Here is a 13,978-nt window from a genome sequence, read left to right as displayed (position 1 = left end):
ATACAACTTTCCGCCATGCAGGATCAACCATGACAACCTATTTTGCCCCACGCGCACTGTTGGCCGACGGCTGGCATGAGCGCGTGCTGATCGCCACCAACACGACCGGACACATCACCGAGATCACCCCCAACAGTGAGCCCGGCACGGCCACGCGTCTTGCCGGGCCGGTGATTCCGGCGATGGCTAATCTGCATTCGCACGCCTTCCAGCGCGCGATGGCGGGACTGGCCGAAGTGGCAGGCGACCCGCAAGACAGCTTCTGGACATGGCGCGATCTGATGTATCGCATGGTGCAGCGCCTGTCGCCCGAGCAGGTCGGTGATATTGCGACGTATCTCTACATCGACATGCTGAAAGGCGGCTACAGCCAGGTGGCGGAATTCCACTATTTGCATCACGATCCGCACGGCAAACCCTACGCCGATGACGCTATGCAGCTCGCACTGATAGCAGCGGCGGAGCGCGCAGGCATTGGCCAAACCTTGTTGCCGGTGCTCTACAGCTTCAGCGGTTTTGGTTCGCAGCCGGCCAGCGACGGCCAGCGCCGCTTCATTCAGCAAACCGATGCCTACCTGCAACAGCAGCAGCGCGTGGCGCGCTGGAGCGCGGAGAAGCCGCTGCTTAATCATGGCATCTGCTTCCATTCACTGCGCGCGGTGAATGAAGCGCAGATGCACGACGTATTAGCCGCCTGCCCGCAGGAGGTGCCGGTGCATATTCACGTCGCCGAGCAGGAAAAAGAGGTGAACGATAGCCTGGCGTGGAGCGGCGAACGTCCGGTGGCCTGGCTGCTTAATCGTTTTAAAGTCGATCAGCGTTGGTGCCTGATTCACGCCACCCATCTTGATGACGACGAAATTCAGCGCATGGCAGCAAGCGGCGCGGTGGCGGGCTTGTGTCCAACCACCGAGGCGAATCTCGGCGACGGTATTTTCCCGGCGGTAGAATATATCGCTCACGGCGGCCGCTGGGGGATTGGTTCCGACAGCCACGTGTCGCTCAGCGCACTGGAAGAACTGCGCTGGCTGGAGTACGGCCAGCGATTACGCGATCGTCGTCGCAATCGTATCACCTTGCCCCATCAACCTTCCGTGGGCGATCTGCTGTGGCAGCAAGCCGCACAGGGCGGCGCGCAGGCATGTGGTTTGCCAGCGGGCGAACTGGCGATTGGCAAACGTGGCGACTGGCTGGTGCTGGCTGAAGACGCGTTCCTCAGCAGCGTCAACAGCGCTTCATTGTTAAACCGCTGGCTGTTTGGCGGGCAGCGCGAACAGATTCGTGACGTATTCGTGGCGGGCAAACAGGTGATCAGTGCAGGCCATCATGCGGCAGAAGAGCACGCCGCGACGCGCTTTGCCGTGGCGATGAGGGCGTTGCAATGAGAACGCGCTTTGTCTATGAGCAGCTTCCAGTCAGCCGCTGGCGCAACGGCGGCGGCGAAACGCGCGAAATCATCAGCTATCCGCCGGGTGAAGCGCAATTTGCCTGGCGCGCCAGCATCGCCACCATCTCCGCCGACGGGCCGTTTTCGCCCTTTCCCGGCATTGACCGGGTGATCACTTTGCTGCACGGCGACAGCGTTTTACTGCAGAGTGAACAAGCCCAGCAACGCTTAGCGCCGCTGCAGCCGTGGGCGTTTCCCGGTGAATGGGCGATTAACGCTCATGTCAGCGGCAGCTGTCAGGATTTTAATATCATGACGCGGCGCGACAGCTGGCGCTCTGCGGTAAGCATCGCGCAAGAAGTGGTCAGCAGTGAAAACGGCGTGGCGTGGGTGATCGCAGGAGAATGGCACACGCCAGCCGGGGAAGCGCTGGCGGTTGATCAGGGGATCTGGTGGCTGGAGGAAAACATGCAGCTGGAGCCGCAAACGCCGGATGCCAAATTGCTGTTTGTGGTGCTTAGCCGTGTCCTCTAAAGCGCCCCAGCAACTTATAGCGTGAACCCGGATACAGCAGCCGCGCATAGGTCACAATCTTGTTGTCGCTCCACGTCTGACGGCGAATCAGCAGGCACGGCTCATGTTCATCCAGCGCCAGATGCTTACGCTGGCGCAGATCCGGCAACACCGCTTCAACAATATGCTCACCTGCCGTCAGCGGCGCTACGCGCATCAAATAAGTGTACGGCGTCAGTTGATGGTAATCCTGAATAAGATAATCCGGCGCCATCAGCGGGTTCACTAAGCGATCTTCCAGCTGCACCGGCAGGTCGTTTTCGTAATGCACAATCAGCGAGTGGAACAGCGTTTGCCCGGTGGAGAGTCCCAGCACCGCCGCCTGTTCCGGATCGGCTTTCATCTGGCCAATCGATAAAATTTTGCAGCTGTGTCGATGACCGCGCTGCGCAATCTCGTCGGCGATGTTGTGGACTTCCAGCATCGCGGTATAGCCCTTCATCTCCGCCACAAAGGTGCCCACGCCCTGCATGCGCACCAGAAATCCTTCGCTGGTGAGTTCACGCAGCGCGCGGTTAATGGTCATACGACTGACGCCCAGTTCGTTCACCAGTTCACTTTCAGACGGCACGCGCTGGTTGGCTTTCCAGTGACCTTCGCGGATTTGGCTGACGATCGCCTGCTTCACCCGCTGGTAAATCGGCGCAGGCTCATCACCCATCGCCGCAGCCAGCTGTGCTACTGCTGTTTGCTCCGCCATTTCCTGTTCCTTTTGAAGAATAATGCCCAAAGTTTACTGTCTCAGTCCGTAAATGTATATACATCTAATGGTGCAGACAGCTCAGCATTGGTGCAGCTTGCGCCCTACTCCGGTGCAATGACGCTGCGGTTATACCGCATAACGCGCATTGCGTCGTAATTCACAGAACAACAACAATCTGGCATAGCGCTTGCTACTTGTATAGACAAGATTAGACACTTATGTTTCACTCAACAAAATTCACGGCAAATCGGACAGCCACATCGCAAAATATCGGCGTCCAATAACTGCCAGCTCACTTGTATAGACAGGAGTAGACTATGTCAGGTTCGGTTCAGCAAATTTGCCTCGTTCCCGGTAAAGTGAACCTCGCTACCTTGCGCGCCATTTATCAAAGCAAGGTAACGCTCACCTTGGCCGATGAAGCGCGAGCAGCTATCGCTCGCGCCCATGAAACTGTTGATGCCATTGTTGCCTCCGGCAAGGTGGTGTACGGCATTAATACCGGTTTCGGCAAGCTGGCGCAGACGCAGATCCCTGCCGCGCGGCTGGCAGAACTGCAGCGTAATCTGGTGCTGTCGCACAGCGTTGGCCTGGGCGATTTGCTGCCGGACAATGTAGCGCGTCTGGTGGTTGCCACCAAAATTATCAGCCTCGCACGCGGCCATTCTGGCGTGCGCATCGAACTGATTGAAGCGCTGCTGGCGCTGTTCAACGCTGGCATCATGCCGTGCATTCCGGAGAAAGGATCGGTCGGCGCGTCTGGCGATCTGGCGCCGCTGGCACATCTTTCCTTGATGCTGCTGGGCGAAGGTCAGGTCCGCGTCGACGGCGAATTAATCCCCGCAACCGAAGGCTTAGCGCGCGTTGGCCTGCAGCCGATTGTGCTGGGACCCAAAGAGGGTCTGGCGCTGCTGAACGGCACGCAGGTCTCGAATGCGCTGGCGCTGCGCGGTCTGTTTGAAGCGGAAAACGTATTCGCGGCGGGCCTGATGGCCGGTGCGCTGTCGCTGGAAGCCATTAAGGGCTCGGTGAAACCTTACGATGCGCGCATTCACGAGGCGCGCGGTCAGGTTGGCCAGATCAACGTAGCCGCTGCCGTCTCCTCTTTATTAGCCGGTAGTGAAATTCTCGGCTCGCACACCGACTGTGGCCGGGTGCAAGATCCCTACTCGATTCGCTGCGTGCCGCAAGTGATGGGCGCCTGCCTTGATAACCTGACGCACGCCGCGCGCGTGTTGCAGATTGAAGCCAACGCCGCATCAGATAACCCACTGGTGTTCAGTGACAGCGGCGACGTCATTTCCGGCGGTAATTTCCACGCCGAGCCGGTAGCCTTCGCCGCCGATATTCTGGCGCTGACAATTGCCGAAATCGGTGCGATTTCCGAGCGTCGTATGGCGCTGCTGCTGGATACCGGTCTTTCAGGTTTACCGCCGTTCCTCGTCAATGATGGTGGCGTTAACTCCGGCTTTATGATCGCGCAGGTTACGGCAGCAGCGCTGGCGTCTGAAAACAAATCACTGGCACATCCCGGCAGCGTTGACAGTCTGCCGACCTCCGCTAACCAGGAAGATCACGTCTCGATGGCGACTTACGCCGCGCGCCGTCTCGGCAGCATGTGCTTCAACACCGCCGCGGTAGTCGGCATTGAAGCGATGGCCGCCGCGCAAGGCATTGATTTCCATCGTCCGCTGCAGAGCTCACCGCTGCTGGAGCAAGAGATAAGCCGCATCCGCGACAACGTAGCCTTCCTCGATCATGACCGTTTACTGGCGCCGGATATCGAATCCATGCGTCTGTGGGCCAGCGCAACCGCATGGCCTGAATCCCTTACCGCGCTGCTGCCAAGCCAGCGTAAGACTGTTAATTAAGGAATCGATAATGAGCGAAACTTTGACTCAGGCTGTAGCCCGTGAAATCCGTGCGCCGCGCGGTAATGAATTGCACTGCGCCAACTGGTTGATTGAAGCGGCTTACCGCATGATCCAGAACAATCTCGATCCTGACGTAGCAGAGCGCCCGGAAGATCTGGTGGTGTACGGCGGCATCGGTAAAGCCGCGCGTAACTGGGCGTGCTTCGAGCAGATCCTGCGTTCGCTGCGCGCCCTGCAGCCCGATGAAACATTGCTGATCCAGTCTGGCAAACCGGTGGGCGTGTTCCGCACCCATGCCGATGCGCCGCGCGTGCTGCTGGCTAACTCGAATCTGGTACCGCATTGGGCCAACTGGGATCACTTCCACGAGCTGGATAAAAAAGGCCTGATGATGTACGGCCAGATGACCGCGGGTTCGTGGATCTACATCGGTGCGCAAGGCATCGTGCAAGGCACGTTTGAAACCTTTGCCGAAGCGGGTCGCCAGCATTACGACAGCGATCTCCGCGGCCGCTGGATCCTCACCGCCGGTTTGGGCGGCATGGGCGGCGCACAACCGCTGGCTGGCGTATTGGCCGGTGCTAGCGTGCTGGCGATTGAGTGCCAGGAATCACGTATCGATTTCCGTATCCGCACTCGCTACGTTGATCACAAAGCGTATACGCTGGACGAAGCGCTGGAACTGATTGATCAGGCGAATCAAGAGAAGCGCGCAATTTCTGTTGGCCTGTTGGGCAACGCCGCTGAAATCGTGCCAGAGCTGGTTAAACGCGCCAAAGCGGGTGGCATGAAGCCGGACATCGTTACTGACCAAACCTCAGCACACGATCCGATTAACGGTTATCTGCCGGTCGGTTGGGATGTCGCGCGCTGGGAAGCCGAGCGCGTCAGCAACCCGAAAGCGGTGGAGAAAGCCGCGCGCGCCTCCATGGCGGTGCATGTACAGGCGATGCTGGATTTCCATCACATGGGCGTGCCGACCGTGGATTACGGTAATAACATCCGTCAGGTGGCGCTGGATGAAGGCGTGAAAAATGCTTTCGATTTCCCTGGCTTTGTCCCGGCCTATATTCGTCCGCTGTTCTGTGAAGGTAAAGGCCCGTTCCGCTGGGTGGCGCTATCAGGCGATGCCGAGGATATCTATAAAACCGATGCCAAGCTGAAAGAGCTGTTCCCGGATCATCAGAATCTGCATCGCTGGCTCGACATGGCGCAAGAGCGTATTGCCTTCCAGGGCTTACCCGCACGTATCTGCTGGCTGGGCCTTGGCGAGCGTCACAAAGCAGCGCTGGCGTTCAACGAGATGGTACGCAACGGCGAGCTGAAAGCGCCTATCGTCATTGGTCGCGACCATCTGGATTGCGGTTCCGTGGCGTCACCGAACCGTGAAACCGAAGCGATGAAAGACGGTTCGGACGCGGTATCCGATTGGCCGCTGCTGAACGCCTTGCTGAACACCGCAGGTGGCGCGACCTGGGTCAGCCTGCATCATGGCGGCGGCGTCGGCATGGGCTTCTCACAGCACTCCGGCGTGGTGATTGTGTGTGACGGTACCCAAGAGGCTGATGCGCGCTTAAGCCGCGTGTTGTGGAACGATCCGGCCACCGGCGTGATGCGTCATGCGGATGCGGGTTACGAATTAGCGCAAAGCTGTGCGCAGCAACACGATCTAAATCTGCCAATGCAGAAATAATCCCGCTGCGCCGAAAACCGCGCACTATCGTCGTAGGGTCGCCATTCATGGCGACCTATTTTATCCAATCCGCTTATTCCATTCCGCTATACCCTATAGCCAAATTATTCCGTTCCGCGATAGACGCCGCCATGCCCTTGCCACTACAGTAAATACATTATTTTGCAGCTCACGCTGCTGATGGAGAGCCTTACCTTATGAGCCTGCCTGCTGTCCTGCTGGAAAACGCCTTGAACTGGCGTCGTCGGTTACACCAAAACCCTGAACTGGGTTACCAGGAGCAGCAGACCAGCGCGCTGGTCGCTCAGGTATTGGCGGATGCCGGACTACAGGTGTTTCGCGGCTTAGCCGGCACCGGCGTGATAGGAACGCTTGAAAACGGCCCTGGTCCGATTATTGGTTTGCGTGCCGATATGGATGCCCTGCCGATCACCGAAAAAGGCGATCCACAGTGGAAGTCACAGAAAACCGGTGTGATGCACGCCTGTGGCCACGATGGCCACACCGCTATTCTGCTGGCTGCGGCCTGTCAGTTGGCGGCGACGCGCAACTTCAGCGGCACCCTTCACTTCATCTTCCAGCCTGCCGAGGAGAACCTCGGTGGCGCACGCAAGATGGTGGAAGAAGGTCTGTTCCAGCGCTTCCCGATGGATGCGGTTTACGCCATGCACAACTGGCCGGGCATGCCGGTGGGCACGCTGGCGGTGAATCCGGATGCGATGATGGCGTCACTCGATTCGTTTGAAATTACGCTGCACGGTAAAAGCTGCCATGCGGCGATGCCGGAAAGCGGGGCCGATCCAATGGTGGTCGCCGCAGAACTGATTCTGGCGCTGCAAACCATTCCGTCGCGTCGCCTGTCGCCGCTGGCCTCGGCGGTGGTGAGCGTGACGCAAATTCACGGCGGTGAAGCGATTAACGTCATCCCTGAACAGATTGTATTGCGCGGCACCGTGCGATGTTTGCAGACCGACGTGCGCAATCGCGTGCGCGGTCTGATTGAGGATTTTGTCACCACCTTGCCGCGCCCGTTTGGCGTCAGCGGCGAGATTCACTGGTATCCCGGTTATCCGGTCACCGCCAACCATGCGGAGCAAGCCGAACAAGTGCGCGCAGTTGCCGTGGATATGCTCGGTGAGGCGCAAGTTAACTGGCAGGTGAACCCATCCATGGCATCGGAAGATTTTGCCTGCATGATGGAAGCTTGTCCCGGCGCCTATTTCTGGTTGGGTGCTGATGGTGCCACGCCGTCCGCGCCGCTGCACAACGCCAAATACGATTTCAATGATGAACTGCTGCCCATCGGCATTACCTTCTGGCAGCGGTTAGTGGAGAGCGTGCTGGCGAAAGCGTGATGATGGTCGCCATAAATGGCGCCCCTACAAAATGATTGCGCGATTGGTCGCCATAAATGGCGACCCTACGAAACCTTCAAATCCCTACCTGCTGTAACCGCGCTTCCGCATCCGCCAGATTGGCAGATTCTCCGGTGGCTACCAAACAACACGCCAGCTGCAAACGCAGCGCCTGCGGCACCGCGCGTTCCCCGGCTAATACCTGATTGATCCACGCGGCGGTATCCTGCGCGTTTTTGCTTTCCGGCAGTTCCACACTCACTTCAGGCTGGCGTTCAACCCACACTTCCGCTTCTGCACCCGCGCCGCGAATGTAGTTGATGGCCGGGCAGCGTTGCGGGTTGGCGTACACCTCACCTTCCGTGCCGTTCAGCAGAATCGCCGGCGCATCGATATCCTGGAAGAATTTCCCGACGCGCGGCACATATTCCGGATGCGACACGCTGGCCAGACGCAGCGCGGCGCGTTCCGCAAATGGCGTCGCCAGTTTCGCCAGCGTATGCGCGCTGTTACGCACGCCCATGCGCCAGCGCAGCGACAGCTGTTGCGCCATCGGCGCACACAGATGATCGATGGTGATAAACGCCAGCTCGCCGTTATCCAGCTTGGTCTGCGCCTGTTCGGCGGAGGTTACCGGCGCGATCTCCAGCGCCGCCAGCACCGCTTCCGTGGTGATGCGCGTCGGGTCGTCGCTGACGCCGTGCAGCAGCACCGGGAAACCGAGTTTCACCAACAGCAGCGCCAGTAACGGCGTCAGATTACCCTGACGACGCGCGCCGTTGTAGCTGGGGATGACAATCGGCATCGGGCGATGAGCGGGTGCCTGCAGCTGCATCATCTGTTGCTGCATCGCGTGATAAAAACCGCGCATCTCCTCTTCGCCTTCGCCTTTGATACGCAGCGCAATCAGTACGCCACCCAACTCCAGTTCCGGCACGTCTCCGGCCAGCATCGCGGTATAGAGCGCCTGCGCGGTGTCGAAATCGATATCGCGCGCGTGATTTTTACCGCGCCCAATCTCTTTAATGATTTTATTCAGTTCCATCAGGCATTCCCGCTTCCAGGGCGCGCCGCCATGCGGCTGCCAAAATTGATCGTTATGTTTTTTTACTGCGGCGTTTTTTCGTCTTGTCACTGCTGGCTTCCGGCATAGGCGGTTGCTCAATCGGGAACACCGGTAATGCGGCCAGCAGTCGGCTGCCATAAGCTTTATTGAGTAAGCGACGATCGTAAATCACGATTTCGCCAAAGCAGCTGTGGCTGCGAATCAAACGCCCTACCTGCTGAATCAAGGTAAAGGAGGCGCTCGGCAAACTCTGCACCTCGAAGGGATAACGTTTCAGGCTTTTAAGCCATTCGCCCTCGGTCAAAATTACCGGACTGTCCACCGGTGGAAAAGCGATTTTGTGAATATGCACCTGCGACAGCAGATCGCCTTTCAAATCCAGCCCTTCGGCGAACGATTGCAGCCCGACCAAAATACTGATTTTACCGGCCTCAACACGTTCACGATGCAGCGCCACCAAGCGCGAACGCGGCTGATCGCCCTGTACCAGCATCGACAGGCGCAGGTCAGGGATGTGGCTGACAAATTGCTGCATAGCCCGGCCACTGGCAAACAGCACCAGCACACCTTTGTGCTTCTCTTCGGCAATCTGCTGGCGGAAGAAACGCGCCATCTCTGCGATGTGCTCCGCTTCCTGCGCCATCTGCGGCTCATACTGCATCTGCGGAATGACCAGCTTGCCCTGATCGATATGATTAAACGGCGAATCCAGCGCCACAAAGCGGTCGCCGGCTTTTTCGCTCAGGCCGGACATCTCTTGCAAGCGGTTAAAGCTGTTCAGCGATCGCAAGGTGGCCGAAGTCACCACCACATGCGGAATTTTGCGCCACAGGATTTTTTCCAGCTGATCGCTAACGCGAATTCCGGCGCAGTGGAACAGCAAATGCGCCTGCCCTTCACGAATCTCACGCGTAATCCACTTCGACACCGGCGCATTCGAGGCTTTCTCCATCGCCGCCAGCCGCCACAGTTTACTGATCGATTCAAACCAGCCGAAGTGGCGATTGAGCTGGATGATGGCTTTATGCAGCCGCATGATGTCGGCTTTCCCGGTTTGATCGCCCAACTCGTTGAGCAGGCCTTCGCTTAAGCCGCGCAGCGCGTCACTCAACTTGAACAATCGCGCGCACAGGCTCAGCAGCTCTTCCGGCAATTCGCCCAGTACAAAGCGGAACTCGCCCGGCTGATTATGGCCCGGCAGCAGCGGATTAAGGGCATCGCAGAGAGTCTGCAGCAGCTCGCGCATTTCGTCGCAGTGACCTTTCAGGCGTTCCGGATTGGTCAGCGGCGGCGGTGATTTCGGACGGAACTGCGCCATGATGGTTTCCACCAGCCGCACAAACAGATCGAGCTGCAAACTGCTCCAGCCCGGCGTGATTTCCGCGCTCATCTCCAGCGCATCGCGCGCCACTTCCGGCAGATGATGGCCTTCGTCCAGCACCAGCATCAGGTTTTTCGCCGGCGGCAGCACCGATTCATTCTCCATCGCCGCCATCACTAACGCATGGTTGGCGACCACCACATCCGCTTGCTCAATCTCGCGACGAGCGACAAAGAACGGGCATTCGCGATACCAGCGGCAGTGATGACCCAGGCAGTTGGCTTTGTCGGTGGAGAGGCGTTGCCACAAGCTGTCCTCAATGTTGACATCCGTGTGATCGCGCAAACCATCCCAGCGGTAGCTGCTGAGCTGCTTCTCCAGTTTGGCGCAGAATTTCTGCTCCTCTTTCGAACCGGTGACCGCTTCGTCATCAAGATAGAGCAGCAAATCGCCCTGCTGATCTTCAGTCGCGGCCAGTGCCGCAAGGTTGCGTGGACAGACATAGCGTCCGCGGCCAAAGGCGGCGGTAAAAGTGAGATCGGGAATAATTTTCTTCAGCAGCGGCAGATCCTTAGTGAAGATCTGATCCTGCAACGCCACATTGGCGGTACTGATCACCAGGCGTTTTTCCTCGGCGCGGCTCACCGCAATGCCGGGAATCAAATAAGAGAGGGTTTTACCTACGCCGGTTGGCGCTTCAATTGCCAGATGGCGCCCTTCGTCACCGGCCAGACTTTTCGCCACTTCGGCAATCATCTGGCGCTGCGGCGCACGCGGGATAAAGTCAGGAACCTGCTGCTGCAGCGCCTTATACCATTGCGCAATCTGGCTTTTTATCGCTGCTGTCAGGGCCATTGTCGTTACTGTTTGCTGAATTGGCCTGTATTTTTACACAGTATTGGCGCAGCGTCAGCTTTCGCTGCTATTTTTTCGCGCTGGATTCAGAATTTCACGCATCGCGCGGATCAAGGTTTCCCGCGCGCGGCCCCGGCGGAAAGCAAAAGAGAACGGCGCACGGAAGTGAAAATGATGCGGTAGCAGGCGCCGCAGCGTGCCCTGCTGTTCCCCGCTGCGCGCGTAGTGTTCGGGCAAATAGCCGATGAAGCGGCCGGAGAGAATCAGCGTCAGCTGCGCTTCAATGCTCTCTACCGACGCATTGCTCTGACGGAAGCCGCGCTTGTTCAGCTCCTGCTGATTCCAGTAGCGGCGCGTTACCATGCCGGTTTGCTGCACGGTGCGCACATCGGGTTGGCCGGTCGCCAGCGGATGTTCAGGGCTGCAATAGAGCCAATGCTGCTCTTCATACAGCGGAATGGTCACCAAATTGCTGGCGCGCAGTGGAAAATGACCAATCGCCAAATCGAGCCGATCCTCCAGCAGCTGCTGCTGTAACTCATTGGGATCGCGCACGCTCAGATTAAAGAACACCGCCGGAAAACGCTGGTTGAAGCGAGCAATCGCGGCGGGCAGATCCAGCGTGCTGTCGGTGACGGTGGCATCCACCACGCCGAGCGAGAAGGTACCGCCCTGCGCGCTTTTTAGCGTTTCCACCTGCTCTTGCCAGCCCGCCAGCGTGGCCAGCATCTCCTGGCTGTAGCGATAGAACTGCTCCCCTTTGCTGGTAAGCGTAAACCCGCCGCGCCCGCGCTGACACAGGATAAAACCGAGCTGACTTTCCAGCTCGCTCATGTAGGCGCTGATGGCCGGCGTGGTCATGTTCAACGCCTGCTGCGCGCGCGAATAGCCCTGATTTTCCACCACGCTGGCGAAGACCTGCAGCAGTTTAAGGTTGGGAAGTGTCTGCACCGATTTTCCTTCAGTGATTGCTAACTAAAGTTAAGTAATCTCTGAAGTGATTATCGGCTGTCAAGGATTTTTCCCGTCAGACAACCGGGTAATGATGGGCTTCACTTAACCGAAGGAGCCCGAGATGACCGATTTCCCCCAGCCGCAAGGCGGCAATGAGATGCCCCGCTTCGCCGGACGCGGCACCATGATGCGTCTGCCCGCCGTGGAATCCCCGGCCGATTTGGATGTGGCGTTCGTCGGCATTCCGCTGGATATCGGCACCTCGCAGCGCAGCGGCACGCGCTATGGCCCGCGCGCCATTCGCGCCGATTCGGTCATGATTCGCCCGTATAACATGGCCACCGGTGCGGCGCCGTTTGATTCGCTGCGCGTCGGCGATCTCGGTGATGTGCCGATCAACACTTACAGCCTACTGAAATCGGTTGATATCATTGAAAACTATTATACCGAGCTGAATAACTGGCCGATTATTCCCTTAACGCTCGGCGGCGATCACACCCTGACGCTACCGATTTTGCGCGCACTGGCGAAGAAGCACGGACCTGTAGGTCTCATTCACATTGATGCGCACACTGATACCAACGATGAGATGTTTGGCGAGAAGATCGCCCATGGCACCACCTTCCGCCGCGCGGTGGAAGAAGGCCTGCTTGATTGTCAGCGCGTGGTGCAGATTGGACAACGTGCACAGGGTTACGCCGCCGATGATTTTCAGTGGGGCGTCGATCAGGGCTTCCATCTGGTACCCGCCGAGCAGTGCTGGTATCGCTCGATGACGCCGCTGATGGCCGAGGTGCGTGCGCGTATCGGCGACGGCCCGGTGTATCTCTCTTACGACATCGACAGCTTCGATCCCGCGTGGGCGCCCGGTACCGGCACGCCGGAAGTGGGCGGTTTAACCTCAATGCAGGGGCTGGAGATCGTGCGTGGCTGCCGTGGACTCAATCTGGTGGGCGGCGATCTGGTGGAAGTCTCGCCGCCGTATGATATCAGCGGCATGACCTCGCAGCTGGCGGCCAATATCCTTTATGAGATGCTGTGCGTGTTGCCCGGCGTCCGTTACACAGAGAAAAAGTGATGACCCAACAGAATCTGGTGTTTCCGGCGCGCGTGCTGCGCGGTGCCGGCGTGATCGATCAATTAGGCGCAATCTGTGCCGGACTGGGCCAGCGTGCGCTGCTGATTGGCGGCCATCAGGCGTTGCAGGCAGTAGAAGCGCAGGTGCGTGCGCAACTGCTGACCGCCAACGTCACGCTGCTGGCGCAGGCGTGGTTTGGCGGCGAAACCTCGATCACGCACATCAATCGTCTGGCGGCGATGGCCAGCGAACTGCACGCCGAGCTGCTGATTGGCGTCGGCGGCGGTAAGTCGCTGGATACGGTGAAAGCGGTCGGCGCGCAGCTCGGCTTGCCGGTGGTGACGCTGCCAACCATCGCCGCCACCTGTTCAGCGGTGACGCCGCTCAGCATTCGCTACGACGACAACGGCAATTTCTTCGATATCTTCCCGCTGCCGCAGGCTCCGGCGGCGGTGATTATCGACAGCGAATTGCTGGCTAACGCGCCCGCACGCTGGCTGGCGGCCGGGCTGGGCGATACGTTGGCGAAGTGGTACGAGTTTCGCGCGGTCAGCGCACGTCATCCCGCGCGCGCAGGCAATGCGCTCTCGTCACTGGCGCACAGCCAAATCTGTTATGAGGTGATTGCCGAACACGGTCCGGCAGCGTATGCGGCAGTATTACGCGGAGAAAGCAGCGCGGCGCTGGATCAGGTGCTGGATGCAATCTTCACCTGGGCCGGATTGACTTCGCTGATGAGCAACGGCGCACACGCAGCGGCGTCGCACGCGATTTATGAAGGCTTTACCTTCTGTGATAAAACTCGCGAGTTTGGTCACGGCTTGCTGGTCGGCTTCGGTAATCTCTGTTTGCTGGCGCTGGAGAACCGCGCAGATGAGGAAATACTGGATGAGATGCGCCTGGCGCGCGATTGTGGCGTACCGCTGACGCTGAGTGCGATTGCGCCGCTGGATGAGCGTGAGCTGGCGCTGATTGTGCGCGAATCGGTACACGCGCCGGATATGGCGAATATGGGCGAAACGGTGACCGAAGCACGGTTGCTGGCGGCGATTGCGCGGGTTGAAGGGTTGGCGGCACGAATGTGATAGCGGTCGCCATAAATGGCGACCTTACAATGAC

11 protein-coding genes are annotated in these 13,978 nt (G+C 58.8%); 7 read left to right on the top strand and 4 right to left on the bottom strand.

The window, feature by feature from the left end:
• Positions 1 to 29: 29 nt before the first annotated feature.
• Both AC6I8K_RS06150 and AC6I8K_RS06145 read left to right on the top strand, forming a co-directional pair.
• Positions 30 to 1,385, top strand: coding sequence for a formimidoylglutamate deiminase (locus tag AC6I8K_RS06150; protein ID WP_497826391.1), 1,356 nt, complete (start codon positions 30 to 32; stop codon positions 1,383 to 1,385).
• Complete coding sequence (locus AC6I8K_RS06145) at positions 1,382 to 1,921, top strand: HutD/Ves family protein (protein ID WP_497826390.1); 540 nt, start codon at positions 1,382 to 1,384, stop codon at positions 1,919 to 1,921. Before AC6I8K_RS06150 ends, AC6I8K_RS06145 begins: the two co-directional genes overlap by 4 nt.
• On the opposite strand, the gene hutC is transcribed toward AC6I8K_RS06145, so the two are convergent.
• Positions 1,905 to 2,660 (bottom strand): histidine utilization transcriptional repressor HutC, encoded by a 756-nt coding sequence (hutC, locus tag AC6I8K_RS06140; RefSeq protein WP_497826389.1) that lies wholly within the window; start codon positions 2,658 to 2,660, stop codon positions 1,905 to 1,907. The two genes, AC6I8K_RS06145 and hutC, sit on opposite strands and share 17 nt — an antisense overlap.
• A gap of 320 nt (positions 2,661 to 2,980) precedes the next feature.
• Between hutC and hutH the strand changes: the two genes are divergently transcribed.
• From hutH to AC6I8K_RS06125, 3 genes are all read left to right on the top strand, one after another.
• Entirely contained in the window at positions 2,981 to 4,534 is a 1,554-nt protein-coding gene (hutH, locus tag AC6I8K_RS06135) for a histidine ammonia-lyase (protein ID WP_483817070.1), read from the top strand.
• Positions 4,535 to 4,544: 10 nt separating this feature from the next.
• Positions 4,545 to 6,230, top strand: a complete 1,686-nt coding sequence (hutU, locus tag AC6I8K_RS06130; RefSeq protein ID WP_497826388.1) for a urocanate hydratase — start codon at positions 4,545 to 4,547, stop codon at positions 6,228 to 6,230.
• A gap of 197 nt (positions 6,231 to 6,427) precedes the next feature.
• Entirely contained in the window at positions 6,428 to 7,585 is a 1,158-nt protein-coding gene (locus AC6I8K_RS06125) for a M20 aminoacylase family protein (protein WP_483817068.1), read from the top strand.
• A gap of 76 nt (positions 7,586 to 7,661) precedes the next feature.
• Here the strand turns inward: AC6I8K_RS06125 and ybiB are convergent, their stop codons facing one another.
• From ybiB to AC6I8K_RS06110, 3 genes are read right to left on the bottom strand one after another with little or no spacing between them, the layout of a single operon-like run.
• Positions 7,662 to 8,630: a DNA-binding protein YbiB gene (gene ybiB / locus AC6I8K_RS06120; protein WP_483817067.1), complete on the bottom strand. Its 969-nt coding sequence runs from the start codon at positions 8,628 to 8,630 to the stop codon at positions 7,662 to 7,664.
• Between the two features lie 52 nt (positions 8,631 to 8,682).
• Positions 8,683 to 10,827, bottom strand: coding sequence for an ATP-dependent DNA helicase DinG (gene dinG / locus AC6I8K_RS06115; protein WP_483817066.1), 2,145 nt, complete (start codon positions 10,825 to 10,827; stop codon positions 8,683 to 8,685).
• A 54-nt stretch (positions 10,828 to 10,881) separates the two neighbouring features.
• Complete coding sequence (locus AC6I8K_RS06110) at positions 10,882 to 11,778, bottom strand: LysR family transcriptional regulator (RefSeq protein WP_064740668.1); 897 nt, start codon at positions 11,776 to 11,778, stop codon at positions 10,882 to 10,884.
• A 124-nt stretch (positions 11,779 to 11,902) separates the two neighbouring features.
• Here AC6I8K_RS06110 and speB point away from each other — a divergent pair, with 124 nt between their 5' ends.
• Complete coding sequence (gene speB / locus AC6I8K_RS06105) at positions 11,903 to 12,859, top strand: agmatinase (RefSeq protein WP_497826387.1); 957 nt, start codon at positions 11,903 to 11,905, stop codon at positions 12,857 to 12,859.
• The gene (locus AC6I8K_RS06100) at positions 12,859 to 13,944 is read left to right on the top strand and encodes an iron-containing alcohol dehydrogenase family protein (protein WP_483817063.1); all 1,086 of its coding nucleotides are present in this window, start codon (positions 12,859 to 12,861) and stop codon (positions 13,942 to 13,944) included. The genes speB and AC6I8K_RS06100 overlap by 1 nt, the downstream gene beginning before the upstream one ends.
• Positions 13,945 to 13,978 lie beyond the last annotated feature (34 nt).

The organism is Pantoea sp. X-Soil-ISGK-421 (assembly GCF_059730785.1).
Note: the sequence above shows the minus strand (reverse complement) of the source record. Positions and strands in the feature narration are given on the sequence as shown.

Coding starts and splice junctions, on each gene's coding strand:
- hutC (WP_497826389.1), bottom strand. CDS start 2,660: ATGGCGGAGCAAACAGCAGTAGCACAGCTGGCTGCGGCGATGGGTGAT.
- ybiB (WP_483817067.1), bottom strand. CDS start 8,630: ATGGAACTGAATAAAATCATTAAAGAGATTGGGCGCGGTAAAAATCAC.
- AC6I8K_RS06145 (WP_497826390.1), top strand. CDS start 1,382: ATGAGAACGCGCTTTGTCTATGAGCAGCTTCCAGTCAGCCGCTGGCGC.
- speB (WP_497826387.1), top strand. CDS start 11,903: ATGACCGATTTCCCCCAGCCGCAAGGCGGCAATGAGATGCCCCGCTTC.
- AC6I8K_RS06125 (WP_483817068.1), top strand. CDS start 6,428: ATGAGCCTGCCTGCTGTCCTGCTGGAAAACGCCTTGAACTGGCGTCGT.
- hutH (WP_483817070.1), top strand. CDS start 2,981: ATGTCAGGTTCGGTTCAGCAAATTTGCCTCGTTCCCGGTAAAGTGAAC.
- dinG (WP_483817066.1), bottom strand. CDS start 10,827: ATGGCCCTGACAGCAGCGATAAAAAGCCAGATTGCGCAATGGTATAAG.
- AC6I8K_RS06100 (WP_483817063.1), top strand. CDS start 12,859: ATGACCCAACAGAATCTGGTGTTTCCGGCGCGCGTGCTGCGCGGTGCC.
- AC6I8K_RS06150 (WP_497826391.1), top strand. CDS start 30: ATGACAACCTATTTTGCCCCACGCGCACTGTTGGCCGACGGCTGGCAT.
- hutU (WP_497826388.1), top strand. CDS start 4,545: ATGAGCGAAACTTTGACTCAGGCTGTAGCCCGTGAAATCCGTGCGCCG.